The organism is Peptostreptococcus stomatis DSM 17678, from assembly GCF_000147675.1.
GTDB classification, from domain to species: Bacteria; Bacillota; Clostridia; order Peptostreptococcales; family Peptostreptococcaceae; genus Peptostreptococcus; species Peptostreptococcus stomatis.
Window position 1 is genome coordinate 15,034 of record NZ_ADGQ01000062.1, and the last position, 26,276, is coordinate 41,309.

Consider the following 26,276-nt stretch of genomic DNA (forward strand, 5'->3'; position numbering starts at 1 on the left):
CAAAATGGAAGATAGAAGATTAGCACTACTTTTACTAGAGAATTTCAATAGGTTCGATAACCTAATAAAAAATGTCACAAGCACAGGGATGAAGAAAATTCAGAAACTTACTTCAAAGCAGTTCTTTACGTTACAGCAGATTAGTAAGTACGAAAAAATTGAGCTTAAAAACCTGAGCAAGGATCTTTATGTTTCTACATCAAGTCTATGCATACTTCTAAACAAAATGGTTGCAGCCGGGTATGTTTTTAGGGAAGAAGATCCAAGAGACAGAAGAAATACTTTCTATGGCATCACTGAAGATGGTAAAAAGGTATTGAAGGAAGAAGAATTTAGGATTACATCAACTCTAGTTGAAAATATGAGTGGATTTGACGAAAAGTTCAAAAAGAATTTAGAAAAAAGCCTGTCTGTCTTAGTTAAAACAGCAGAAAAGCTATACTAATATTGACACTTGTGTTAGCCTAGTCAACTAGGCTGGTATTTTTAAAAGACACCCTTTCCATCTTGGAAAAAGGTGTCTTTTTATGCTTTATAGGTCTTTTACTGCCATATCTAAAACATTACCTATAGAATCATTTATCACTAGGTCTGATCTCCTGTCATAGGAAGTCTCAGCCTTATTTATCAAAACAATATGCCTACCCTTGAAGTAGTCCAAGAAGCCTGCAGCCGGATATACGACTAGAGATGTTCCACCTACAATCAACATATCAGCTTCAGAAATAGCCTTAATTGTTTTTATAATAGTATCCTCATTAAGTGACTCTTCATATAGGACAACATCCGGCTTTACTGAGCCACCACACTTGGGGCATTTAGGGACTAGACCCTCCAGGTCAAGAAATTCTTTTAAGTCCATATTGTAGCCACATGATTGACAGGTATTCGAGTTAACACTACCATGTAGTTCCAAGACATTTTTACTGCCTGCCATTTGGTGGAGACCATCTATATTTTGTGTTACCACTGCCCTTAACTTACCAATTTTTTCAAGGTAGGCCAAGGCCTTGTGGGCCTTGTTAGGTCTTGCATCTGGGTATATAAGTTTGTCCTTATAAAAGGCATAAAAGTCTTCTGGATAATGGACATAGAAGGTATGGGATACTAACTGCTCCGGACTAAAGTGTTTATTTAATTTCTTGCTGAATAGTCCATCTGAACTTCTGAAGTCAGGTATATCAGATTCCGTAGAAACACCTGCCCCACCAAAAAATACTATATTATCTGAATCCTTAATCATATCCCTCAGTGATATGATCTTTTCTTCTAAATTATCCATACTAATACCTCCTTAACCTTTTTATAAATCTTACTTTTATTCACTGGCCAGTTTTGGCAGGTCATCAAGTGACTCTATTTCAAGTACCTTTAAAAATTCCTGGCTAGTCTTATAAATAATAGGTTTACCAATCTTGTTCAACCTTCCCGCTTCATAGATTAGGTCATTATCCAAAAGGGTTTTTAGGACCTTGTCACACTTAACCCCCCTAATAGCCTCTATATCATTCTTTGTGATGGGTTGCTTGTAGGCAATTATTATCAGGGTTTCTAAGGTAGCCTGACTCAGGGACCTCTTTTTACCAGGTTCAACTAGTTTCTTGATGTAGGGAGCATATTCTTCATTAGAGCACATCTGGTACTTGTCTTCTATCCTTATTATCTGGATGCCCCTGTCATTTTCCTTGTATTCATCTATCAACTTATGGAGCATGATCTCTATCTCCTTAGGTGATAGCTCCTCATTTATGGCCATATTTAGTTCTTCAATACTGACGGGTTTTGCGTATGAGAATAAGATGGCTTCAATTATATTTTTTATCTGACTTCTTCTCAATCGTCCTTGCCCTCCCTCTTAATAATTATTATGTCCTTATTAGGCTTGTCCTGGATAATTTCTATTTCCTTTAGTTTAATGAGTTCTAGCATGGCCAAGAAGCTTGCTATTACCTCCTTCTTATCTGGATTATCAAGACTCTGAATAAAACTAAGCCTCCTAGACTTGTTTATCTTAGACCTAAGCGATACAATCCTATCTTCAACAGATATAGTCTTATTTTCTACTATCCTCTTTAAATTAGAATTTTTTTCAAGATCTTGGTCACCCTGGTTATTTTTTTCAACTTCTTCTAGAATTTTGAACAAGTCAGGAAGGATGGCCTCAATTTCATCAAAGTTGATCTTGGATAGGTCTAGGTTTTCTTCATCATCTTCCATATCATAGTCCTCTTGTTGACGATAAAATTTGTTGTCATACTCCTTGATATTATCCTTTAGGTATTCTGCTATCTGCCTATATTTTTTGTATTCTTCAATTTGGTCTATCAATTCCTGTCTTGGGTCCTGCTTGTCTTCCCCCTTATCCCTTAGATATAGGATATACCTGGACTTTATCTCCAAAAGCCTGGTAGCCATCATGATAAAATCACTAGCCAAGTCCATGTCTATAGACTTAACATGATCTACATACTCCATATACTGGTTGGTTATCTCCACTATTGATATATCCCTAATATCTATTTTATTCCTACTTATTAGGTCAAACAAGAGCTCCATTGGCACCTCATATTTTTTTGTTTGTATGCTATAATCCATACCTACCCCCTACTAGATAAATATCGTTACTAGGTTAAAAAATACTGTATAAATAGGATTCAATATAAAACCTAAAATATTTGTCATTATCAAAACTACAAAAATTATAAAAGTATATCTTGAATATTCATATGCCCTATATACAATCCTTCTTGGTAAGAAGGTAGATATAAGGCTCCAACCGTCAAGTGGTGGTATAGGCAGTATATTAAAGGCTGCAAAACCAACGTTATACATTACCAGAGACCTAGTTACCATCAGCATAGTCTCCTGGTTCACAAAACCTAGTAAATTCCACTCATTAGAAAATTTATATATCATAACAAATATAAAGGCTGATATCAAGTTAAAGCCTATACCAGCTAAAGAAACCGTTATATTACCTAGTTTTTCATTCTTGTAATTATAAGGATTAACTGGAACAGGTTTTGCCCAACCAAAGTGAACTAAAAACATCATCAGCATACCGAATGGGTCTATGTGACTCGTTGGGTTTATATTCATCCTTCCTGCACGCTTGGCTGTATCATCACCATTTAGGTAGGCTACAAATGCGTGTCCAAATTCATGTATAGATATTGCAAATAGTATTCCCAGAATTGATGCAAAAAATTCAGGCACACTATTTAAAAAACTTAAACTCATCTATAAATTTACTCCTCTCTATGAGATGTACAGAACTTCATAATAATCTGGTAAGTAATACTTAATTTAGGTCATTTTTACTAGTTTACTGCACTCTTTCTTATATTATACCATTTTACCTTTAAAAATCCTTACATATATAGAAAAAGTGGGGCAAGACCCCACTTTTATCTTAATTAGCTTGTAAAACTTATACTTCCATAAGTATAGGTAGTATCATAGGATTTCTCTTTGTCTTTATATACAAGTACTCTTTCAATTCATCCTTGATAGTATTCTTGATATAAGCCCATTCCTTAATATTCTTTGCTTCACACTGCTTAAAGATATTTAATACTATCTCCTTGGCCCCATCCATTAAGGTTTCAGATTCTCTTACATAAACAAAACCTCTTGATATAATATCTGGACCAGCAAGAATTCTTCCATCTTCTTTTGAAAGTGTCACTACTATTGTCATTAAACCATCTTCTGATAGGTGCTTCCTGTCTCTTAGGACTATATTACCAACATCTCCTACTCCTAGACCATCTATCAATACTCTACCAGATGGAACACGTCCATTCTTTCTAGCAGACTTCCTATCAACCTCCAAAATATCCCCATTCGATATTATGAATATATTGTCTGGGTCTGTTCCTACTCCCTTGGCCAATTCAGCATGTCTTTTCAACATCTTGTATTCACCGTGGACTGGTAGGAAGAACTTTGGTTTAGCTATAGCATGCATTAATTTCAATTCTTCCTGTCTTGCGTGTCCTGATACGTGTATGTCAGCTATATCGCTTGATACAACATCAGCACCCTTTTCAAGCAAGAAATTTATTACCTTTGATACTGTTTTTTCATTTCCAGGGATCGGATGTGCAGAAATTATTACCAGGTCACCCTTCTTTATTTCTACTTTTTTGTGTTCTGAGTTAGCCATTCTCGCCAAGGCTGACATTGGCTCTCCCTGGGATCCTGTCGTAATTATGACCAATTCATTATCCTTGTACTTATGGATAGAGTTAAGGTCTATAATGTGTTCATCTGTACTTAAATAACCAAGTTCCTTGGCTACACCTAAAATATTTACCATGGACCTACCAGATACGGCTACCTTCCTTCCATATACCTTAGCCACTTCGGCAATCTGCTGAAGCCTGTGTATATTAGAGGCAAAAGTTGCTACTATAATTCTACTATCCTGCGCCCTCTTAAAGAGGTTATCTAGACCCTCTCCTACACTCTTTTCTGACATAGTTGAGCCTGGCTTATCTGCATTAGTAGAATCCGCCATCATCAGAAGAATCCCCTCTTCATCACTTATCTGGCATATTCTGTGTATATCCATCATCTGACCATCAATAGGTGTTAGGTCAATCTTAAAGTCACCTGTATGGAAAATTACACCCTGGTTAGTGTGGACAGCTATTGAATAGGCATCTGGTATAGAGTGGTTTACCCTTATAAATTCAACCTGCATATTCTTTAACTTTATCTGCTGCCTTGGTCCCACTATATTTAACTTAGCATTTGTTATTCTATGTTCTTTTAATTTTACTCTAATCAGCTCTATACTAAGTGGTGAACCATAGACAGGCACATTAATCTTCTTTAGTAAATAAGGGATAGCCCCTATATGGTCCTCATGACCATGCGTTATAAATATACCCTTTACCTTGTTTATATTCCTCATCAGGTAAAGAATATCCGGTATTACTATATCAATACCCAGCAATTCATCTTCTGGAAAGCTCAGTCCAGCATCAATTACTATAATCTCATCCTTATACTCTATGACGGTCATATTTTTCCCGATTTCATTAATACCGCCTAGAGGTATAATTTTTATTATATCATTATTGTTTTTTGCCAAAATTTATCTCCTTTACTTTTATTTTTCACGAACACAAAACATCTATATACTATAATACCACAAAAATCCCCTTTTTAAATACTTTTTTCCAATTATCTACATAGGAGACCTATTTATGGTATAATTTATAAATATATTTATGCTATAGATAAATTAGTATTTTTCATAGAAAGGTTTATTAATGAGAAGTAGAACACACTTAATAGCTGGGACCATGGCAACCCTAGAAATTTCACTCTTATGTGGTTTACCAATCAGTCCCCTAACCATACCCGTGGCTATGGCATGCTCAGTAATGTCTGATATAGACGAGGCCAATTCAAATGTACTAAACAAGTTAATAAGTAAGGATTCGACTAGGAATATACATTCAGTGATACTTTTTTTATTTGCTATTATATCATTTTATATGTATCAAAAGACAGGTTTAAACCTCTATATGGCAACTATTTTTGCCCTGGTATTTACCCTATTGGCATCGAGATGGCTTACTTCCAACCTGGTTCGTTCACTGGTAATATCAGCTGTATTCTTTCTTATAGGGGCAAGCATGTACTTGCATAATTTTAATATTGGTTATACCCTATTTACACTTTTGATAGGTGTTTATCCCCTATTGAAACACAGGGGTATCAGCCATAGCCTACTGGCCCTTGCCATAATATTTCTAATATTCACCTGTATAGAAAAAGGTGGTGGCCCTTCAAATTTGGCCTATCCTGCCAGTATTGCCTATGCCAGCCACCTGGTCTTTGATATGACGACAAAGAGGGGTGTCGCCCTTTTTCTTCCATTTAGTGAGAAATACTACAGGTTTGCTAACCTAAAAGTAGGTTCCCTACTTTCAAACCTTGTTGAAAAGATAGTGATTTTAGCCCTGGCCATCCTATTATTGGTCACTTTAGCCTATAGGTATAAATTTAATTTCTAATACGGACCTTTTATTGGTCATATTTTTATTATTTGCTTTTATATGACATAAAAATTTGTTATAATATATTCATGTATTATTGACTTTAGGTATTTTAAGTGCTATACTAGTTCTTATTTTATACCATATATTTTTTATTTTTAAATATATTAGGTCTAAGCAAGTAAATATAATTTTTAAGGAGATGATAATTAATGGCTTTTTATTTCGATGATCCATCTAGGACATTTAGTGAATATTTGTTAGTACCAGGATTCTCGTCAGTTGATTGTGTACCGGCAAATGTAAGTCTAGAAACACCCGTGGTTAAATTCAAGAAGGGAGAAGAACCTGCAATAAAGATGAATATACCTCTAGTATCTGCCATCATGCAGTCGGTTTCTGATGACAAAATGGCTATAGCCCTTGCTAAGGAAGGTGGAATATCATTCATTTACGGTTCTCAGTCAATCGAAAGCCAGGCAGCAATGGTTGCAAGAGTTAAAATGCATAAGGCTGGTTTTGTAGTCAGTGACTCAAACCTAACACCTGATAATACCCTGGCAGATATCCTAGCCCTAAAGGAAAAGACTGGTCATTCAACAGTTGCAATAACTGATGATGGGACTGCAAATGGAAAACTACTGGGTATAGTTGCAAGTAGGGACTACAGGGTTAGCAGGATGTCACCTGACACTAAGGTTGCAGATTTTATGACACCATTGGAACAAATAGTATCTGCTCCTAAAGACGTGACTTTAAAAGAAGCCAACAATATCATATGGGACAACAAGTTAAACTCTCTTCCAATAGTTGATGAAGAAGGTAAGCTAGTATATATGGTATTCAGAAAGGACTACGATTCACACAAGGAAAATCCTCTTGAGCTACATGATAGCCTAAAGAGGTATGTGGTTGGTGCCGGTATTAATACCAGAGACTATGCTGAAAGAGTTCCTGCCCTATTAGAGGCTGGAGTAGATATCCTATGTATTGACTCTTCTGAAGGTCATTCAGAATGGCAGGCTACAACTATAGCTTGGATAAGAGAAACATATGGAGATAGTGTTAAGATTGGTGCTGGTAATGTAGTTGACAGGGAAGGTTTCAGATTCTTGGCTGAGGCTGGAGCTGACTTTATAAAGATTGGTATCGGTGGTGGTTCTATCTGTATTACAAGAGAACAAAAGGGTATCGGTCGTGGTCAGGCAACTTCAGTTATCGATGTGGCCAAGGCTAGAAATGAGTATTTTGAAGAAACAGGTATATATATCCCTATCTGCTCAGATGGTGGTATAGTTTATGACCATCATATAACTCTTGCCCTTGCTATGGGTTCTGACTTTGTAATGTTGGGTAGGTACTTCTCTAGATTTGATGAATCTCCTACAAACAAGGTAAATATAAATGGTGCCTACATGAAGGAATACTGGGGTGAAGGTTCTGCTAGGGCTAGAAACTGGCAGAGGTATGACCTGGGTGGAGACAAGAAACTTTCATTTGAAGAAGGCGTTGACTCTTATGTTCCATATGCGGGTTCTCTTAAGGATAATGTTGGTCTTACCCTTTCAAAGGTTAGGTCAACAATGTGTAACTGTGGTGCCCTATCAATAGCAGAATTACAAAAGAAGGCTAAGCTAACAGTTGTATCTGCAACTTCTATAGTAGAAGGTGGAGCCCACGACGTCTTGTTAAAGGACAACAGAAACTTATAGTATTAATTCAATTATGAATATATAATGTCTAGGATAAAAATATCCTAATAAGGGGTCAGGTTTTGTTTATTGCAAATAATACCTGGCCCTCTTTATTTTTATTCACCAATAATTCACCCCTTAAAATATAAGACACCAATCATTATGAGATTTTAAAATAAATAAAAAAGCGCTGATAGGACACCAGACTTTTTACTAACTTCATTAAAGCCCTTAATCACTAGCAACGCTATACTATTTATTAATAAAAATGGATCACAAAAACTAGAACTTCATCTGCTCTTCTTCTTTTGAACTAGAGGCAACTTCTACACCATCTATTGGTAGACCGTAGTATTCTCTAACCTTAGCCTCTATTTCAGCTGCTATGTCTTCGTTTTCTTCTAGGAAGTTCTTAGAGTTTTCTCTACCCTGTCCCATTTTTTCATCATTGTAGCTATACCAAGCACCAGCCTTCTTTATTACATCGATTCCTACAGCTACATCTAAAAGATCTCCTGACTTAGATATACCCGTACCATACATAATATCGAACTCAATCTGCTTGAATGGTGGGGCGACCTTGTTCTTTACAATCTTTATCCTTGTCCTATTACCAAGTATCTTGTCACCCTGCTTTATAGAGTCAACCCTTCTAACCTCTATTCTCATTGTAGAGAAGAACTTTAAGGCCCTACCACCTGTAGTAGTTTCAGGATTACCAAACATAACCCCTACCTTTTCTCTCAACTGGTTGATAAAGATAACTACACAGTTAGATTTCTTGATTGAACCAGTCAACTTTCTAAGTGCCTGTGACATCAGTCTGGCCTGTAAGCCAACGTGTGAATCTCCCATATCACCTTCAATTTCAGCCTTTGGTACAAGGGCTGCAACAGAGTCTATAACTAAAATGTCTATTGCCCCAGACCTGATTAAGGATTCTGCTATATCAAGGGCCTGTTCACCGGTATCTGGTTGGGAAATTATTAGATTGTCTACATCTACACCCAAAGACCTGGCATAAACTGGGTCTAAGGCATGTTCTGCATCTATAAAGGCTGCAATACCATTTCTCTTCTGGGCTTCTGCTATACAGTGTAGGGTTACTGTTGTCTTACCTGAAGATTCTGGTCCGTATACTTCTATTATTCTTCCCCTAGGTAGACCTCCAACTCCTGCTGCTATATCCAGGCCTATTACACCTGTAGGTATAGAATCAACATCTAAACCTGTAGTTTCACCTAGCTTCATTACGGAGCCTTTACCGTGTTCTTTTTCAATTTTCTTTAAGGCCTCGTTTAAAGCCTCCATTTTATTATTATCAATAGTCATATTATTACCCTTTCCATCAATTAAACATATGTTCTTGTAGCTTTATTATATAATAAGTGGTTGACATAGTCAAGAACAATTGTTCTTTTTTGTCCATCATAAGTAAAATAATAAAACTATGTCGTATGGCTTACGATATAAGCCTAGTCCTTTCTGTAAGTTTATAGGCAAATTTATAAAAATATGCAAATACCCAGGTTTATTTTCTATATCAATGTATAAGCTTGCTACTAAATTTCTATATCCAATTTGGCCTAAGTATAAACCAGTCATATAAGCCCTTTACTAATTATCTATCTTCAAATAATTCCTTGTTCTTTGAGAAATATTCATATCCAGAATATAGGGTAAGTATAGCTGCTATATATATTAACACTGTTCCTACCTTCAAAATTAGACTTGCATCCATATGGGCTCCCAAAAGTAAGAATACTATGGCTAACATCTGGGTTACAGTCTTTAATTTACCACTATTACCAGCTGCTATAACCTTACCATCAGCTGCTGCTATAGCCCTCATTATGCTTACCGCTAGTTCCCTGGCAACTATAACCACAACTATCCAAGCTGGAACCAGGCCTGGCTTTATCATGCAAGTCAAGGCTGCTATCACAAGGAGCTTGTCTGCCAATGGATCCATAAATTTCCCAAAATCAGTAACTAAGTTATGTTTCCTAGCTATCCTACCATCTAAAGCATCTGTAATAGCTGCTACGGCAAATATAATTAGAGAAATCAAGTACTTGCCCGGTATCTGTAGGTAGATAAATAGCATAAATAGTGGAACCATGCATATTCTGAAAACTGTCAATTTATTAGGTAAATTCATCCCATACCCTCCTTAAAAACTACTGACCTTCTGGACAACCCTTTAGGTCGTATTCAAAGGCTTCTTTTACTACTACATTGACAAAATCTCCTATTTCAAGACTTTGTCTAGAGTCAACATATATGACGCTGTCAATATCTTCTGCATCACATTGAGTCCTCCCTATATATAGGTTATCATCAACCTGGTCTTCAATCAAGACCTTGTAAGTTTTTCCTATCTTTTTACGGTTCAGTTCTTCTGATATGGCCTGCTGAACCATCATTAACCTTTGTAGACGTTCTTCCTTTACCCCCTGACTTAGGTGACCATCTAACCTGTCAGCCGGCGTATCTTCTTCTCTGGAATAGGTAAAGGCCCCCATCCTGTCTAGTTTCATCTCCTTAACAAAGTCTATCAGGTCCTCAAAGTCTTCGTCAGTTTCACCTGGGAAGCCCACTATAAAGGTAGTTCTGATTGTTGCATCAGGCACCCTTGACCTAATCATGTCAACCTTGTCCTTTAGCTCCTGGCGACTAGTCTTCCTATTCATCAACTTAAGTATCCTGTCACTTGCATGCTGCATAGGTATATCAAAATAAGAACATATATTGTCATACTTGGCAACCACATCAACAATTTCCTGGCTAATGCCCTCTGGATAAGAATACATAAACCTTATCCAATCAAAGCCTAACAAGGCCAAACCTTCTAACAAGCCTGCCAAGTCAGGTTTCCCATATATATCCCTACCATAGACACTAGTATCCTGGGCAATTACGACTAGCTCTTTGACACCAGCTTCCTTTAGTTTCTTTGCCTCTTCTAGGAGGTTTTCAAGCTTTCTTGACCTGTACTTACCCCTCAACTTAGGTATAATACAATAGGTACAATGGTTGTCACAGCCCTCCCCTATCTTCAGGTAGGCCAAATGGTCAGGGGTAGATACATACCTAGGCAAGTCTTCATTGAAGGTGAAATTAATATCTTCAATCAACCTTATACCGTCTCTCTCTGTCAGACCATCTACAACATCTGTTATATTTTGGTATGAGCCTGTTCCTACTATAGCATCTATTTCCGGTATTTCTTCCACCAGTTCATCAGGATACCTTTGTGCCAGACATCCTGACACTAGCAGGTAGCTAAGACTACCCTCATTTTTAAGGTTAGCATACTGGACAATAGAGTCTATTGACTCCTGCTTGGCAGATTCAATGAAACCACATGTATTTACAATTACTATATCAGCATCATTATAGTCTCCAACAAGCTGGTGTCCATTTTTATTAAGGAGACCCAACATTATCTCGGCATCTACCAAGTTTTTTGAGCATCCCAAAGATTCTAATGCTATCTTCAAATTACTTCCTCCATATCTCACAATATAGACTAGTAGCAAAAACTTGCTACTAGTCTTCAAAAGCCGAAAGTTCCTCTTGACTAATTAAGACCTTCCTTGGCTTACTTCCTTCACTAGGGCCAACTATGCCCCTTTCTTCCATATTATCAATTAACCTGGCTGCCCTGTTAAAGCCTATCTTATACTTTCTCTGTAGCATAGAAGATGAGGCCTGACCATTGGCTACGACAAAGGTAATGGCATCATATAGGAGTTCATCCTCATCACCACTTCTTTCAGTGTTTACACTTGAGATAGATTCCTCTATATCACCTGCATAAGAAATTTCTCCAGCTTCCTTTTTAACATAATCAATTATATTTTCAGACTCGGCCTCTGATATAAAGGCCCCCTGAAGTCTGACAGGTTTTGCAGCCCCAAGTGGGTAGAATAGCATATCTCCCTTACCCAGAAGCTTCTCTGCCCCACCCATATCAAGTATAGTTCTAGAGTCTGTCTGCGATGAAACAGCAAAGGCAATCCTAGAAGGTATATTCGCCTTTATTACACCAGTTATTACATCAACTGATGGCCTTTGCGTGGCTACAATTAGGTGCATACCTGCTGCCCTAGCCATCTGGGCCAGTCTGCAGATATGGTCTTCTACATCATTTGCACTAACCATCATAAGGTCAGCCAACTCGTCTATAATTATAACTATCTTAGGCAGTGGATCATCAGACTTTTCATTGTAGGAACTGATATCCTTGACCTGATTTTCAGCAAATAACTTGTACCTTCTGTTCATTTCGCTTACAGCCCAACCCAAGGCATTGGCTGCCTTCTTAGCATCTGTTACTACTGGTACCAATAGGTGGGGTATACCGTTGTAATTGGCCAACTCAACAACCTTAGGATCTATCAACATTAGTTTGACCTCATCAGGCTTGGCCTTGTACATGATGCTGGTAATAAGGGTATTTACACAAACTGACTTACCAGACCCGGTAGATCCTGCTATCAAAAGATGGGGCATCTTGCCTATATCACCAACAATTATCCTACCTGCAACATCCTTACCCAATCCCATAACCAGGGGTGACTTGAAGTTCTTAAACTCATCACTATCTATAATTTCCCTAACACTTACCATCTGTGATTCATCATTTGGTACCTCTATACCTATAGCACTCTTGCCTGGTATTGGGGCCTCCATCCTAATACTCTTGGCTGCAAGGCTAAGGGCAATATCATCAGTTAGGTTGACAATCTTGCTGACCTTGACTCCTGGATTAGGCTGAATTTCATATCTTGTAATTGTAGGCCCTACAGTAACCTGGTTGATATTGGCGTCTACACCAAAGTCCCTCAGGGTCTTTTCCAACCTACGTGCATTTTCTAATACCTTATGCTTGGACTTTTTATCTCCACCACCAGCTAGCTTGTTCAAAAGTGAGATTGGTGGCATCTTATAGTTTTTATATTTTTCGTGTTCATTTTCCGGAATTAACTTATCATCCTCTTCCACATAGGTCTTACTAGTTGGAATATGTCCCATCTTAACATCTTCTGTTAGACCAGTCATCTTTCTCTTAGGCAAAGATGACCCACTAATCATAAGATCTGACTCCTGCCCCAGTCCAAGTGTATCTTCTTCATCATCTAACTGTAGTAGCTTGTTAGACCTCTTATTAGATAGGTCCTCATCTTCCTTGGTGACCAAACCATCTATTATAGGTTCTTCCTTTTGCATCTGCTGGAGAATCTCTAAGTCTGATAGGCCCTGGGTACCCTCTAGGATTTCCAGGTAGTCGTCTTCTGCCTTGTTAAAACCTACTATCTTTATAGTCTTGTCATCATCAACTTCTTCTTCGTAGTCTTCAACTTCCTCATTCTTGTGGAACTTGTCCCTAATCCTTTCAAAGAAGCCGGTCTTGTTTAACATAGTCTTGTCATCCACGCCATCAATTTTGGCCTTCTTACCAAACTTAGTCCTAATCTTGTTGATAATATTACTAGAATCTTTAGGATTTTTGATATAGGCAATTATATCCTTAACCGAAATCTCGAAGAAATAAAGTATTGTCAATATAGTTGCAAATATAGTCAAGAGCCAGGCACCAACAAAACCTAATAAATGACTAAGTAGGTAGGTCAATATAGATGGTATCAGGCCGACACCCTCTCTTGATACCCCTATCTTGACTATATCCTGTATCATATCTAGACTAAATGGGCTCTCAGATGGCGTCCTTGCATAGTTGATCAGGCCATAATAGATGACAATAAATAAGACAAATATATAAAAGATCTTAGTCTTCTTTAACCTGTCTATCTTTTCATTACCCTCTAGAATACCTGTAATTCCCATGACCACCATTGTCAATGGTATTAGCATGGCCAGGCCTCCAAACATGCCCTTGCATAATAATTGTATTATCCTCGGTATTAGGGCACTTGATGATGACATCAGACCATAGGCAAAGAAAAGCCCTAGAAAAACCAGTATCAAATATTGGTATTCCCCATTTATCCTAAGACCTGTCTTTCCTTTTTTGTTCTGTTTTCTACTTTTCTTATTTTTAACAGGCTTGGCTGGTGGTCCAGACCTCCTGCCAGGCTGTCTACTATTTTTACTAGGCATTATTTCACCTCTCTTAACTCTTTAATTTGACTAATCAGGGAGGTCGCTGACCTACCTGTTATACCCAGAGACATCTCAGAACCAAATATCCTATCAATCGTCTTCTTCATGTAGTCTAAGTCAATAGAATCAATAATCTCCATTATCTCTTCTATAGACAGGAGCCTCTTATCATTTACCTCGTACTCTCCAATTAGGAGCATCCTGTCTTCAGTATCCTCTATATTCATAAGAACACTACCCTTGTACTGTTCCTTGGCAAAGTCTAGTTCATCTTGGCTGATATAAGACTCTCTCAGGCTGTCAATTTCGTCTATTATCAACTTATATACCTGGTACAAGTTGTCGTCAGCCATACTGGAATAGATACCCAATTCTGCATGATCCACATAGAAGGAATCTGATGAATAAATATTGTAGGTAAGCCCCTTATCTTCTCTTATATTCTGAAATAGTCTAGAACTAGTAGAATTACCCAAAATATTATTTACTAGCTTGACTGCCAGAAAATCCCTATAATTATCATCATTAGGACATGGGAATAGGATACCTATGTTGGATTGTTCGTCATCCCTATCCTCTATATAATTTTGGGACTTAAAGTCTTGCCCCTGCCTTGATATATAAAAGTCCCGAGGCTCCCATTTAGAGAAGATAGACTCAAGTTTATCTACTATATCTTCAAGGACAAAATTTCCACTCATTACTAGGACTGCATTATTAGGTATGTAGTACTTACTAAAAAAATCAAGTGTATCCTTCCTTGAAATTTCAGCAATAGATTCTATAGTCCCTAAGACCGACCTACCTACCCCCCGGTTGGAATAGGTCCTCTTCATTAGTTCTTCATAAAGGTAGTCCTCAGGCGAATCTTCGTACATCTTAATCTCATCCCTGATTACCAACTTTTCTTTTTCTATGTCATGTTCTGAGAATAATGATCCCGTCAGCAAGTCTGCTATAACATCAAGACCTTCTAATATATGGTTGTATGGCATTTTAACATGGTAACATGTATGATCATGGCCAGTAAAGGCATTTAAAAGACCCCCATAATAGTCTATGTCATTAGATATCTTTTTAGAAGACCTTCTTTGGGTTCCCTTAAATAGCATATGCTCTATAAAGTGGGCCAGGCCTCTTGGATAGCCTTCTTCCATTCTAGCTCCAACATTTATCCAGACACCCGCTGATACCGACCTAACATAGGGTATTTCCTCAGCAACTATCCTCATTCCATTTTTCAATGATTTATATTTTATCATCCTATCTCCTTAACGACATATCATAGAGACCAGAAAAGTCTCTTTATACCTAACCTATCTATATGATAGGAAAAAAATATGTCCAACTCCAGTATTATTCTAACATAGTTTTCTTAACTAAAAATGTACTATATAAATAAAGTCTAATAACTAATATAAGACTCTATTTATAGTATAGACCTTACGTTTAAACTTCCTTGCCTAGTTAGATAAACTGGTAAAATCACGGCCTGATGTAACATAGTCTATAAAGGCTGATGATGAAGTTACCAACTTGGCAACATCATTGATTTCATTCCTAAAAACCCCAGTCTTTTTGCCATTTACAAAGGCATAACCATACTGGTGGATCATATTAGGTCTAAAATTGCCATCCCTTCCTAGGTACATCATCACATGACCTTGCATATACATACAAATACCTGGCTTCTGTTTTAAAAGGAATCCTTCCTTGGAAACCCTTGTAGTATATGGACTAAAGTCTATATTTTTACCAACTATATCCTTGGCCTGCTGACCGGCATCTCTAGGAATAATTATACCAAAAGACCTGTAGATGTCCCTAATAAATCCAGAACAATCCCTGGTATTATTACTGTGTCCCCAGCCATATTTTTCACCCTCAAACTTTAGGGCCTGTTTTATTATATTTGCCTGGCTAAAGGCAAGATAGGACTTCACAAGTTCTGACTTGTCTAGGTCAATTGTAGTTGTTTTATAGAATTCTCCTGCTAGTGGCATTGCCAATTTAAATCTACTACTATCCTCAGAAACTATAGGCATCCTCGTACCCATGTCTATAGTATAGCCATCTATATTTTTTTGCCTATTTATGTAAGTTGCAAATTCAAGCTTCCTATTAGACAGAAATTCTTCTTTCGTTACCTTCATAATATTCCTAGTAGGTATCCAACCTAAATAGTCCACACAATATACCTTGGCCCAAGTTTTGTCAGAATTATAGCCTACTATTACTACCTCATCCCAAGGGAAGAGACCTGTCAAGGCCCCCTGGTCCTGACTATTTGAGGAATCCATTATACCAGGTCCTTCCCTTATAACAGTTCTCTTTGCTATAAGACCATATTGGCCCTTTATATCCTCAAGTTTATTAAGGTACTTTGACCTGGATATATTTCTTTTATTAATTTCTTGTATCTGGTCCTGGCTATAGACTAGAGTCTTGTCATAATGGTTATAGTAGTCCCAGTATTCGAATGACGACCTATTAGTTGGTATAGTATTTGGATTTGGTTTCCTATCCCTATCACCACTTGCCTGAGGTTCAAATAGCTTATCAGGAACCCATTTTTGCCCGCCAACTAATTTAATATCCTTGTACTTCTTATTTATATAGGACTCATAAGACCTGTCCATACCCGACTTTTTAGTCAATACTATACCTGCCCCATCCTGGTAGGCAAGTGGCCCCAATGACAGGGCATCAATTATGTTTTGACCACTGGCAATATAGACCTTGTCCCCATCTATCAATTTAGAAATTTGAATAGCCGTATCGTACCTATCCCTACCAGCTATCCTCATTTTAAGTCCAAGCCTGTCATATAAGTCCTGGCTTATAGAATCCCTGCCACCTATGGCAAACTTGTACATTTCTCCATACTTAGAGCTTATATTGTCATTAGCTAGTGACTTGTTTATTAATAGGATTGGTTTTTTACCACCACAATAGGCACATGCTGATATAGCATCCATCTGGTTGGCAACTAGGCACAAGCCCTCAGCACCATATTTTTCTATTATTTCATCAACAACCTTCTGAGAGGTTTCATACCTATCTTGTCCACTAATCCTAACAATTTCATAACCCCTAGTCTTGAGGTCATTTTCTATATCTAATGATACGGATGAATATCCTCCAAGTATATATATCTTACTTGGCTTATTTCTTGCAATTTCATCCATGGTCTGACCAGGCATGGTATCTTTTTCTACTAAGAGTATCCTTCCTTGACTAGCGGATGCCAGGCTTCCTCCAGAAAGGGCATCAACATAGGACCTGGCATTGGCCAAGACTATAGGTTTATTTTCTGAATTTAAATGTTTCGATATTTCTACTGCAGTTGTAAACCTATCCTTGCCAGCCAACCTATCAAGGGCATGGCCAGTAGTTACAAGGCTTGATACCATAAGACCTGCAAGCATGCTACTTGTCAAGTGCCTTCCAAATTTTATATTAAATTGAAATCTGGATTTATTTATATTTTTAATTTTATTTGCAATACTAGTATTATTAGTCTTTCCTGTAGTCATAATTACCTCCCAACTTATCTATTTGACTCTGGTTATGGCTAATATATAAATTAAAGCCCTTAGCCCTAAGCCTTTGGATAAAATATGAAAAAGTCAGTGCAAAATCTATTCACACTGACCTTTAATGAACTGTAATCTAAACTATCTCTTAATAGCCTTTATTGAAAGATTTATCCTGTCCTTGTCATCTATTTCAGTTACTAAAACATCTATCTGGTCACCGATAGCTAGTACGTCTTCAACATTAGCTATCCTTTCCTTAGAAATCTGAGATATATGAAGCAGACCCTGCTTGCCTGGTAGTATCTCAACGAAGGCTCCGAATTTTTCTATTCTTGTAACAGTACCCTTATATATCTTACCTGGTTCAGCCTCTGCAACTATTTCCTCTACCATTTCTAGTGCCCTATTTATCATTTCTGGATCCACACCAACGATAAATACCTCACCAGTCTGTTCTATATCCATCTTGACACCTGTTTCATCAATAATCTTGTTGATCATCTTTCCACCAGGTCCAATTACATCCCTGATCTTGTCTGGATCTATCAACATCTTGACAATCTTTGGAGCATACTGAGATAGCTCTGGTCTAGGCTCAGTAATTACCTTCTTCATTTCACCTAGTATGTGAAGTCTACCCTCTCTAGCCTGCTTTAGGGCCTGCCTAAGTACAGGTTCATCTATACCAGCTATCTTGATATCCATCTGTATTGCAGTTACACCCTTTTCAGTACCTGCAACCTTAAAGTCCATATCACCTAGGTGGTCTTCCATACCCTGGATATCTGACAATACAGCTACCTTACCATGGTGCTTGATTAGACCCATGGCTATACCAGCTACCATATCCTTGATAGGTACACCAGCGTCTAATAGCGAAAGAGTAGATGCACAAACTGACGCCTGTGAAGTAGAACCATTAGAGCTCAATACTTCAGATACCAGCCTGATAGCATATGGGAAGTCCTCCTTGCTAGGTATTACTGGTAGTAGAGCCCTTTCTGCCAAGGCACCATGACCTATTTCTCTTCTACCTGGCCCCCTTGAAGGTCTAGTTTCACCAACAGAATATGCTGGGAAATTGTAGTGGTGCATATATCTCTTATTTTCTTCTTCATCTAGACCATCTAGTCTCTGTACATCTCCAAGAGCACCCAATGTTGTAACATTCAACACCTGAGTCTGACCTCTTGTGAATATTGCAGAACCATGAGTTCTTGGTATCATACCAACTTCACACCAGATAGGTCTTATTTCATCTAGTGACCTATTGTCTGGTCTTACACTGTGGTCAGCTATAAGGCTTCTAACTTCATCCTTAATTATATCATGTAGGACATCTTCTATATCCCCTGCTACTTCTTCAAAGTTGTCCCACTTTTCTTCAAAGTATGCCATAGTCTCTTCACTGACAGCATCCATCTTTTCAGTTCTTTCCATCTTTTCAACTGTCTTAACTGCCTCTCTCATCTTTTCTCTGGCAAATTCATTAACAGCTGCTTCAACTTCCTGACTTGGAACATGTAGTTCAACTGGGCACTTTTCATGGCCAACTTCTGCCACAATACCCTCTATAAATTCAACTATCTTCTTTATTTCTTCATGGGCATAAAGGATACCATCTAAAACAACATTGTCGTCTACTTCATTTGCACCAGCCTCAACCATCATTATAGCTTCCTTAGTACCTGATACTACTAGGTGTAAGTCACTATCTTCCCTCTGCTGCTGGTTAGGATTTAATACAAACTCACCATCAATTAGGCCAACTAAGACTGAAGCAGTTGGACCATTGAAAGGTATATCAGATATTGATAGGGCTATTGAAGATCCCAACATAGCAACTATATCAGGCGTACAGTCCTGTTCTACTGATAAGACAGTAGCAACTACCTGTACATCATTTCTAAACCCTTCTGGGAATAGGGGTCTAATAGGTCTATCTATCAATCTAGATGTCAAGGTAGCCTTCTCAGAAGCCCTACCTTCCCTCTTTAAAAATCCACCTGGTATCTTACCAACTGAATACAATTTTTCCTCAAAATCTACGCTTAGAGGGAAAAAATCAATCCCATCTCTTGGCTGTGCTGATTTAGTCACATTAACCATTAACATAGTATCACCATAGCTGATAATACAGTTACCATTTGTCATTTCGGCAATCTTACCAATTTCAACAGTTAATGTTCTACCGGCGATTTCCGTTTTAAATATTCTATGCTCGAACATAGTTTCCTCCTCTTACTTTTTTATCTTAACAATTTTTACTATCTTACTAATAGACAGCCACTTCAACAAGTTCTGCCCGTCAATTATTTTGAATAACTAATAGCAATTATATCTGGACCTGTGTGAGAACATATACAGGCTCCACCCTTTGCATAGACAATCTTCTTTACCTTGTCCTCTAGCCTCTTTTCTACCTCTTCCTTCAGTTTAGCAAAACTTTCAAGGTTAGACCCATATCCAACTATGACAGTGATCTCACCCAAATACTTTTCGTTCTTTTCCAGTACCATATCTATCAGCTTGCCAACCAACTTTTTAACCCCTCTTACCTTGGATGCAAGGGCAATTTCACCCTTTTCCATGATAAATATTGGCTTTATATTCAGCATATTGCCCAATATAGCAGTTGTTAGGTTTACCCTACCGCTCTTCTTCAAGAAATCAAAAGATGATGGTGCAAACAAGATGCTTACAGTATCTCTAACAATCTCTAGACCTGACAATACCTCGTCATAAGAAAGACCTTCATCTATCATATCGCAAGCTCTAACCACATACTGGCCTGCCCCCAAGGACAGCTGTTCTGTATCAAAGACATGGATAGGTCCATCAGTATCATTTTTAGCCAACAGAGCACTCTGGTAGGTACCACTCTTAGTAGATGAACCAGTAATACAAATAACCTTCTTGCCTTCCTCAATAGCCCTGTCAAACACCTCTTTAAACTGCATATAAGTAGCCTGAGAAGTTTTTGGTACCTGGCTTGACTTCAAAGCTCTTTCATAAAACTCTTCTTTAGTCAGATCTATATTATCTCTATACTCTTTACCATCCAATATCAAAGTTAATGGGACTATTTCCAGATATTCTTTATTATATAAGTCATCAGGAATATCACATAAACTATCACATATTAATTTTATGTCCAAAGTTCTACCTCCTAAAACTTTTTTCTGTTTAAGTCAACACAATCTATTATACCATATTGACACCTATAAATATAGATTTTTATTAATTTCAAAGCTTAATTTCTAGCTAGAAAAACATATTTCAGCTTTTTTAAAATGCAAACCTAGTCTATAAGTAAAAAAGCAGATATGAAACTAATCACACCTGCTTAAAGAAATTATTTTCTTAGTCCTAATCTAGCTATTAAGGCTCTGTAACCTTCTAGATCGTTCTTCTTCAAATATCCTAGTAGATTTCTTCTCCTACCAACCATCTTTAATAGACCTCTTCTTGAGTGGTGGTCCTTCTTATGAACCTTTAAGTGTTCATTAAGTTCATTAATTCTAGCTGTTAGTAAAGCTATCTGTACTTCTGGAGAACCTGTATCTCCTTCTTTTCTACCAAAATCTTTGATTATCTGTTCCTTGTTCATTTCTTTCCTCCTAAAAATTTAAAAATCGCCATTAGCTAAGCAAGGAGTGGAGCCTCGTTTGCCGAGCCATGGTTAAACCTCTATTATTATAACACATCACTTTTTTAAATACAAGTTTTATTTCACCTTATCTATACTTGGCTTCACCTTATCTATACTTGATTTTAGACATGACACATAATTTTCCCTAACATAGGCTACATCTTCCTTGAGCTGGTTCATCAGGTCCTCTTTACTTTTAAATTTCACCTCATCACGCATATGTTCAACAAATTCAACCTTTAGTTCCTTACCATATATCATCTGGTCAAAATCCAGTATATAGGTTTCTATAGTAACTTTTTTTCCATGGACAGTTGGGTTGGTGCCGATATTGGTTGCTCCACAGTAGACATTTCCATCTACAGTGGCCAGGCTGGCATATATGCCCATCCTAGGAATCACCATGGACTTATCATAGTCTATGTTGGCTGTAGGAAAACCTATAGTCCTACCTATCTGCCTCCCCTCCACAACTATACCTTCTATACAATAGTACTGGCCCAAGAGTTTTTTTGCACCAGCCACGTCACCATTGCTTATCAGGGTCCTAATGTCTGTTGAACTGACCCTCTTTCCATCTAATAGGACTGGTGTTACTATTTCAACCTCAAAATTATACTCTTTACCAAAGTCTATTAACTTTTCCGGGTTCCCTTCCTTTTTTCTAGCAAAGGAAAAATCATGACCAACTATAACCTTTTTTATACGCAACTTATCTACCAGAATCTTTTTTACATAATCTCTAGCAGAAATTTGGGTCATAGTTATGTCAAATGGAATGTTTACATAGACATCCACACCTAGCTTTTCTATTAGGGCCTGTTTCTGTTCCTGGCTAATTATATTTTTTACATATCCCGGCTTGAAAAAGTTAACCGGATGGTTTGAAAAAGTGAATACTACACTTTTTAGTCTCTTCTTTTTAGCATATTTGACTGTCTTAGATATTAACTCCTGGTGACCCATATGTACACCATCAAAATTTCCTATGGTTACACATGTATCGGTATCTAAGACTATATCTTCAATACTATTAAAAACTATCATCACATCACCTATCTCTTTATCGTCTATTATAAAGCATCTATATTCTAAGTTTAATTTTCTATCTAATTTGAGAATTTAGGCCAACCTCTCTGCAAGTTAGCCCGTCACTAAAAAAACTTATGACTCTTGACCATCAAAAGACCATCTTGCCTAATGAGCTGACCTGAACCTATAAAGCCATCCTTAGAATAGACCCTGACTAGGTCAGAATCCTCCCCCAGGTTGTGGTCGTCAAACCTTCTGTCCTCGATCTTACCGCCATTGGAATAATACTTTACAGCGTTATCCTTAAGTACTATATAGGGTAGGTCTGACAGGACATCCTCAACTGACCAAGAATTCTCTTCCAACTTATTTTCGTCTCTAAACCTTTCAAGGTCTTCTAAACTAATTGCCTTATCTATTTCAAATATACCCGTCTTGGACCTAATTAATCCTGTCATATGGGCACCTACTCCCAGTAGTTGTCCAAGGTCATGGCAGATACTCCTAACATAAGTCCCCTTACTACATTCAACTTCAAAAGTGACTTTTGGCAGGTCCATGGACAAGATATCTATTTTCTTTATAATTACCCTCCTGGCCACAAGCTTAATCTGGTCACCCTTACCGGCCCTGACTAGGTCACACATCCTCTTTCCATTAACCTTAAGGGCAGAATACTTGGGTGGAAGCTGGTCAATAGGACCGAGTTGACTATTCATAGCCCTTATCAGGTCTTCCTCACCAATTCCTGATGGGTCCCTGACCTCTAGTATCTGGCCTGAAGAATCATATGTGTCTGTTTCTATACCAAGAACCATATCACAAACATATGTCTTGTCCTTATTCAGTATTAGGTCGCACACCTTGGTAGCCCTGCCCACACAAATGGGTAGGACACCTACTGCATCTGGGTCCAGAGTTCCAGTATGACCAACCTTCTTTATACCCAATATTTTTCTAACCTTGTAGACTACATCATGGGATGTCATCCCAGCAGGTTTGTAAATATTAAAAATTCTATCCATTACTTCCTATCCTTCTAAAAAAGTTTTTTTGCTTCCTCAAGAAGCATCTCCCTAACCTCTTCAAGGCTTTTATCCCTAAAAGTACAGCCTGATGCCCTAATATGACCACCACCACCAAAAGTAGCTGCCAACTCTGTACAGTCAATATGTGACTTAGACCTTAGGCTTACCCTAATCTCATCAAGTTCCTTTTGTTTGATAAAGATGCCCAGTTCAACACCATCTATATCCCTGGTATAAGGTATGATTGCATCAATATCACCATACTCTAGTCCATACTTGTCTAACATATCCTTGGTAACTATGGCTAGGCATATTTTCGAGTCAACTATCTCTAGTTTATTTAAGCACTCACCCAAGATCCTATAATAGGCTGGTGAATTTTTCTGGTAAATATTCTCTATAATTTCCTGTTTTCTAGCCCCCCTGGCTATCAGGTCGGCTGCCATCAGTAAAGATGATGGCTCTGTATTTGAATACTGGAAGTTACCAGTATCTGTAACCAGACCGGCATAAAGGGGTGTTGCAATTTCTGATCCTATTATGGGCCTAGACTTTATATCCTCATATCTGGTAATAATATTATAGACCAACTCACATGTTGAAGATGCCTTAGGATCTATATAGTTTATAAAGCCATAATCACCATTAGTATGGTGGTGGTCTATACAAATGATACCCTTGGCAGTCTCAAGCAGGTTCTTGTCTATACATATCCTATCATAAGACCCTGAATCCAGGGCTATTACTGTATATCCCTCTAGGCTGGATACCTGGTCAGAAGTATTTCTTAGGCCTTCTTTGTTCAAAAAAGCCAGGTTACTAGGATAGTCATCATCTAACAAATATATATATTCCTTATTCAAGGCATCTAAAAATCCACACATAGCCAATGATGACCCTATATTGTCACCATCTGGGTTTATGTGAGAAGTCACTACAAATTTATTCTCATTTAATATATAGTCTATTATCTTATTAATTTCTACAAGGAATTCTTCTGACAGACTCCTGTTTTTTATATTGGCCATCCTTCTACCTCCCTTAGTGTAATCCATTATTTATTATACATGAAAAAGTATATTTTGGCTATAGGTTTAAGGACTTGTTGGCTTATGATTCAGGTGGATAAATGATTGTTTCTTAATAGAGATTTTAGACTATATTTAGTATACAAAAAAGGAAGGCATCTAGAAATAAACTAGATTGCCTTCCCCCTTAGGAATAATTAAAAAGTTTCTTTTATATACTTTATATTTAATTTTCCTCAATATTTTCTACATCTTTTATCAATTCTGCTTTAACTAGCAGCCTTTGATAATTTTGAGGGTATGGGTGGCAGGTCATTAAGATTAACCTTGTCTTCCCTTCTTGTCTGGTGAACTTACTCCAGTCAGTTGGTTCAATTATTTCTCGTCCCACTACCTTATAGTGGAGAACCTCTTCTTTTGTAGTAATCTTTATTTCATCACCATCTTTTAATTTGTCGATTTTTAAAAAGGTTTGTTCTTCGTTTCTTCCTCCCCTGTGTCCTGCAAGTACAGTCACAGTATTTTCATTGGAAGAAGGTAAATCTGTACCTTCTAAAACTCCTGCTCCATCTTTTAGGGACTTAATCTTTGTATCTTCAACAATCGGTAAGACAACACCTATCTTGTCAATCCTTATGACTCCTATAGCCGATGAATAAATTTCACCAACTTCTCCTTGTATAGAAGTCTCATCTATTGTTTCAGAACCAGTTTTTTCTCTTCCTGACTGCTTGTCACTTTTTGCCTTATTATTTTTGGCTTGATTTTTGACAAGTAGACTTTCAAGGCTGGTCGCCTTATCTTTCATACTGTGAAGTTTATACTTTTGGTAAAGTAAAAAACTCACAGAGAAAAGAACTAATATAATCCCTATATATATAAAGAGCTTTCCTCTTTTTTTTGTTTGATTTTTTCTTTTTTTACTTCGCATGTTTTCTAAGTCTATAACCTACTAATGACAGACAAGCTCCTAGGGCAAGTATCAACCAAGCAAATGTTGATGGATTTATTCCATCTCCTGTCTTTGGAAGAACTGGTCTTGGATTAGGAGTGTTAGGCTTAGGTGGAGTTGGTTTATTTGGTGTAGGTTTATTTGGTGTAGGCTTATTTGGCGTAGGTGGTTTTGGTGGATCTTCCTTCTTGTTAGTAATTGTTATACCATCCCTCATACTTCCACCATAGATTACCTTATACTGCTTACCATCAAACTTAATAATATTTCCATTTTCTCCAACTTCTTTAATAGTATAGCGGTAGTATTCATCAGAATCTGACTTAGCTTCTAAATCAGTGAATTCTCCAGACCACTTATTAGCCTTGTTAAGTTCAAGTCTCTTACCTGTAGCCTTTCCTTCTCTATACAATTCTACTACTATCTTGTTTGTTGGTTCAGCGATATTATTATCCTTACTATCCTTCCACAACTTTGTCACCTTAAGGTCTATTTTATCTGCTGTTGGTGGTGTCCATGGAGTATATGGTGGTGTGTAGTTATTGGTAATCTTAAAGCCATCCTTCATATCTCCTGTATAGTTTACACTAAACTGCATACCTCCAAATATGATTGAGCCTGCATTCTCTCCAACTTCCTTAACTGTATAATTATAGTAGGTTGTAGAGCCTAGTTTCTCTGCTACTGGAAGTTTCTTGAACTCTCCTGACCAGTTGTTGCCCTTATTAAGTTCAAGTTTATTGCCTGTAGCTACTCCATCCCTATATAGTTCTACTTCTAACTTTTCTACAGGTTTTTCACGACCTAATAGGTTCCAGTTCTTTTCTACCTTTATATTTCTAAAAGGTGGTTCCATTGGTGTCCATGGTCTTTTCTCCTTATTGGTAACTGTAAGGCCATCCTTCATTGTACCTCCATAAGTTACTCCATACCACTTACCAAGTAATTGAATGGCTCCTCCACTTTCTCCTACTTCTTTGACAGTATATTTATAGTAGTTTGTAGATCCAAGACCATCAGCCACATCAAGTTTTTCAAAAGTACCTGTCCAGTTATTAGCCTTTGTTAGATCTAATTTTTACCTGTAGCTACTCCATCCTTGTATAGTTCAACTTCTATCTTTTCTACAGGACCCACTAGGTAATTGTTGTCCTTATCTTTCCAAACCTTAGTAACCTTTAAATCTCTTGTTGGTGGTATCATTGGTG

Annotated in this window: 23 protein-coding genes; 3 read left to right on the forward strand and 20 right to left on the reverse strand. The window is 37.5% G+C overall.

Annotation, left to right across the window (positions count from 1 at the left end):
* Window positions 1–4: 4 nt before the first annotated feature.
* A complete protein-coding gene (locus HMPREF0634_RS06965; protein WP_007790291.1) occupies window positions 5–445 on the forward strand; it encodes a MarR family winged helix-turn-helix transcriptional regulator in 441 nt (146 codons plus the stop codon).
* Between the two features lie 87 nt (window positions 446–532).
* Here HMPREF0634_RS06965 and HMPREF0634_RS06970 read toward each other — a convergent pair whose 3' ends face one another.
* The 5 genes from HMPREF0634_RS06970 to HMPREF0634_RS06990 all read right to left on the reverse strand — a co-directional run bounded on the left by HMPREF0634_RS06970 (window position 533) and on the right by HMPREF0634_RS06990 (window position 5,101).
* Window positions 533–1,282 (reverse strand): NAD-dependent protein deacylase, encoded by a 750-nt coding sequence (locus HMPREF0634_RS06970; RefSeq protein WP_007790318.1) that lies wholly within the window; start codon window positions 1,280–1,282, stop codon window positions 533–535.
* A gap of 36 nt (window positions 1,283–1,318) precedes the next feature.
* Window positions 1,319–1,837, reverse strand: coding sequence for an SMC-Scp complex subunit ScpB (gene scpB, locus HMPREF0634_RS06975; protein ID WP_007790281.1), 519 nt, complete (start codon window positions 1,835–1,837; stop codon window positions 1,319–1,321).
* Complete coding sequence (locus HMPREF0634_RS06980) at window positions 1,834–2,595, reverse strand: segregation and condensation protein A (protein ID WP_007790304.1); 762 nt, start codon at window positions 2,593–2,595, stop codon at window positions 1,834–1,836. Before HMPREF0634_RS06980 ends, scpB begins: the two co-directional genes overlap by 4 nt.
* A 12-nt stretch (window positions 2,596–2,607) precedes the next feature.
* Window positions 2,608–3,240, reverse strand: coding sequence for a site-2 protease family protein (locus HMPREF0634_RS06985; protein ID WP_007790293.1), 633 nt, complete (start codon window positions 3,238–3,240; stop codon window positions 2,608–2,610).
* Window positions 3,241–3,430: 190 nt separating this feature from the next.
* The gene (locus HMPREF0634_RS06990; RefSeq protein ID WP_007790300.1) at window positions 3,431–5,101 is read right to left on the reverse strand and encodes a ribonuclease J; all 1,671 of its coding nucleotides are present in this window, start codon (window positions 5,099–5,101) and stop codon (window positions 3,431–3,433) included.
* 181 nt (window positions 5,102–5,282) lie between these two features.
* Between HMPREF0634_RS06990 and HMPREF0634_RS06995 the strand changes: the two genes are divergently transcribed.
* A complete protein-coding gene (locus tag HMPREF0634_RS06995; protein WP_040565879.1) occupies window positions 5,283–6,032 on the forward strand; it encodes a metal-dependent hydrolase in 750 nt (249 codons plus the stop codon).
* 194 nt (window positions 6,033–6,226) lie between these two features.
* A complete protein-coding gene (locus tag HMPREF0634_RS07000) occupies window positions 6,227–7,726 on the forward strand; it encodes an IMP dehydrogenase (RefSeq protein ID WP_007790275.1) in 1,500 nt (499 codons plus the stop codon).
* Window positions 7,727–7,990: 264 nt separating this feature from the next.
* On the opposite strand, the gene recA is transcribed toward HMPREF0634_RS07000, so the two are convergent.
* From recA to HMPREF0634_RS10185, 15 genes are all read right to left on the reverse strand, one after another.
* The gene (recA, locus tag HMPREF0634_RS07005) at window positions 7,991–9,040 is read right to left on the reverse strand and encodes a recombinase RecA (protein ID WP_007790284.1); all 1,050 of its coding nucleotides are present in this window, start codon (window positions 9,038–9,040) and stop codon (window positions 7,991–7,993) included.
* A gap of 289 nt (window positions 9,041–9,329) precedes the next feature.
* Complete coding sequence (gene pgsA / locus HMPREF0634_RS07010; protein ID WP_007790312.1) at window positions 9,330–9,869, reverse strand: CDP-diacylglycerol--glycerol-3-phosphate 3-phosphatidyltransferase; 540 nt, start codon at window positions 9,867–9,869, stop codon at window positions 9,330–9,332.
* Between the two features lie 19 nt (window positions 9,870–9,888).
* A complete protein-coding gene (gene rimO / locus HMPREF0634_RS07015) occupies window positions 9,889–11,211 on the reverse strand; it encodes a 30S ribosomal protein S12 methylthiotransferase RimO (protein ID WP_007790319.1) in 1,323 nt (440 codons plus the stop codon).
* A 49-nt stretch (window positions 11,212–11,260) separates the two neighbouring features.
* Window positions 11,261–13,834: an FtsK/SpoIIIE family DNA translocase gene (locus HMPREF0634_RS07020; RefSeq protein WP_007790316.1), complete on the reverse strand. Its 2,574-nt coding sequence runs from the start codon at window positions 13,832–13,834 to the stop codon at window positions 11,261–11,263.
* Window positions 13,834–15,099: a M16 family metallopeptidase gene (locus HMPREF0634_RS07025; protein ID WP_007790302.1), complete on the reverse strand. Its 1,266-nt coding sequence runs from the start codon at window positions 15,097–15,099 to the stop codon at window positions 13,834–13,836. The genes HMPREF0634_RS07020 and HMPREF0634_RS07025 overlap by 1 nt, the downstream gene beginning before the upstream one ends.
* 201 nt (window positions 15,100–15,300) lie before the next feature.
* Window positions 15,301–17,373 carry a cell wall-binding repeat-containing protein gene (locus HMPREF0634_RS07030; RefSeq protein ID WP_007790287.1) on the reverse strand — a complete coding sequence of 691 codons (2,073 nt, stop codon included), beginning with the start codon at window positions 17,371–17,373 and terminating at the stop codon, window positions 15,301–15,303.
* Window positions 17,374–17,514: 141 nt separating this feature from the next.
* Window positions 17,515–19,605 carry a polyribonucleotide nucleotidyltransferase gene (gene pnp / locus HMPREF0634_RS07035; RefSeq protein WP_007790309.1) on the reverse strand — a complete coding sequence of 697 codons (2,091 nt, stop codon included), beginning with the start codon at window positions 19,603–19,605 and terminating at the stop codon, window positions 17,515–17,517.
* Window positions 19,606–19,688: 83 nt separating this feature from the next.
* Window positions 19,689–20,534, reverse strand: a complete 846-nt coding sequence (locus HMPREF0634_RS07040; protein ID WP_007790314.1) for a DegV family protein — start codon at window positions 20,532–20,534, stop codon at window positions 19,689–19,691.
* A gap of 197 nt (window positions 20,535–20,731) precedes the next feature.
* Window positions 20,732–20,986: a 30S ribosomal protein S15 gene (gene rpsO / locus HMPREF0634_RS07045; RefSeq protein WP_007790285.1), complete on the reverse strand. Its 255-nt coding sequence runs from the start codon at window positions 20,984–20,986 to the stop codon at window positions 20,732–20,734.
* 117 nt (window positions 20,987–21,103) lie between these two features.
* On the reverse strand, window positions 21,104–22,075 hold the full coding sequence (locus HMPREF0634_RS07050; RefSeq protein WP_007790321.1) for a bifunctional riboflavin kinase/FAD synthetase: 972 nt from the start codon (window positions 22,073–22,075) through the stop codon (window positions 21,104–21,106).
* Window positions 22,076–22,182: 107 nt separating this feature from the next.
* The gene (gene truB / locus HMPREF0634_RS07055; protein ID WP_007790292.1) at window positions 22,183–23,085 is read right to left on the reverse strand and encodes a tRNA pseudouridine(55) synthase TruB; all 903 of its coding nucleotides are present in this window, start codon (window positions 23,083–23,085) and stop codon (window positions 22,183–22,185) included.
* A 14-nt stretch (window positions 23,086–23,099) separates the two neighbouring features.
* Window positions 23,100–24,116 carry a DHH family phosphoesterase gene (locus tag HMPREF0634_RS07060; RefSeq protein ID WP_007790317.1) on the reverse strand — a complete coding sequence of 339 codons (1,017 nt, stop codon included), beginning with the start codon at window positions 24,114–24,116 and terminating at the stop codon, window positions 23,100–23,102.
* Between the two features lie 226 nt (window positions 24,117–24,342).
* Window positions 24,343–24,924: a class C sortase gene (locus HMPREF0634_RS07065; RefSeq protein WP_207326450.1), complete on the reverse strand. Its 582-nt coding sequence runs from the start codon at window positions 24,922–24,924 to the stop codon at window positions 24,343–24,345.
* 112 nt (window positions 24,925–25,036) lie between these two features.
* Entirely contained in the window at window positions 25,037–26,092 is a 1,056-nt protein-coding gene (locus HMPREF0634_RS07070) for a Cna B-type domain-containing protein (protein ID WP_007790294.1), read from the reverse strand.
* A 47-nt stretch (window positions 26,093–26,139) separates the two neighbouring features.
* Entirely contained in the window at window positions 26,140–26,271 is a 132-nt protein-coding gene (locus HMPREF0634_RS10185) for a Cna B-type domain-containing protein (RefSeq protein ID WP_083799400.1), read from the reverse strand.
* Window positions 26,272–26,276: the final 5 nt, after the last annotated feature.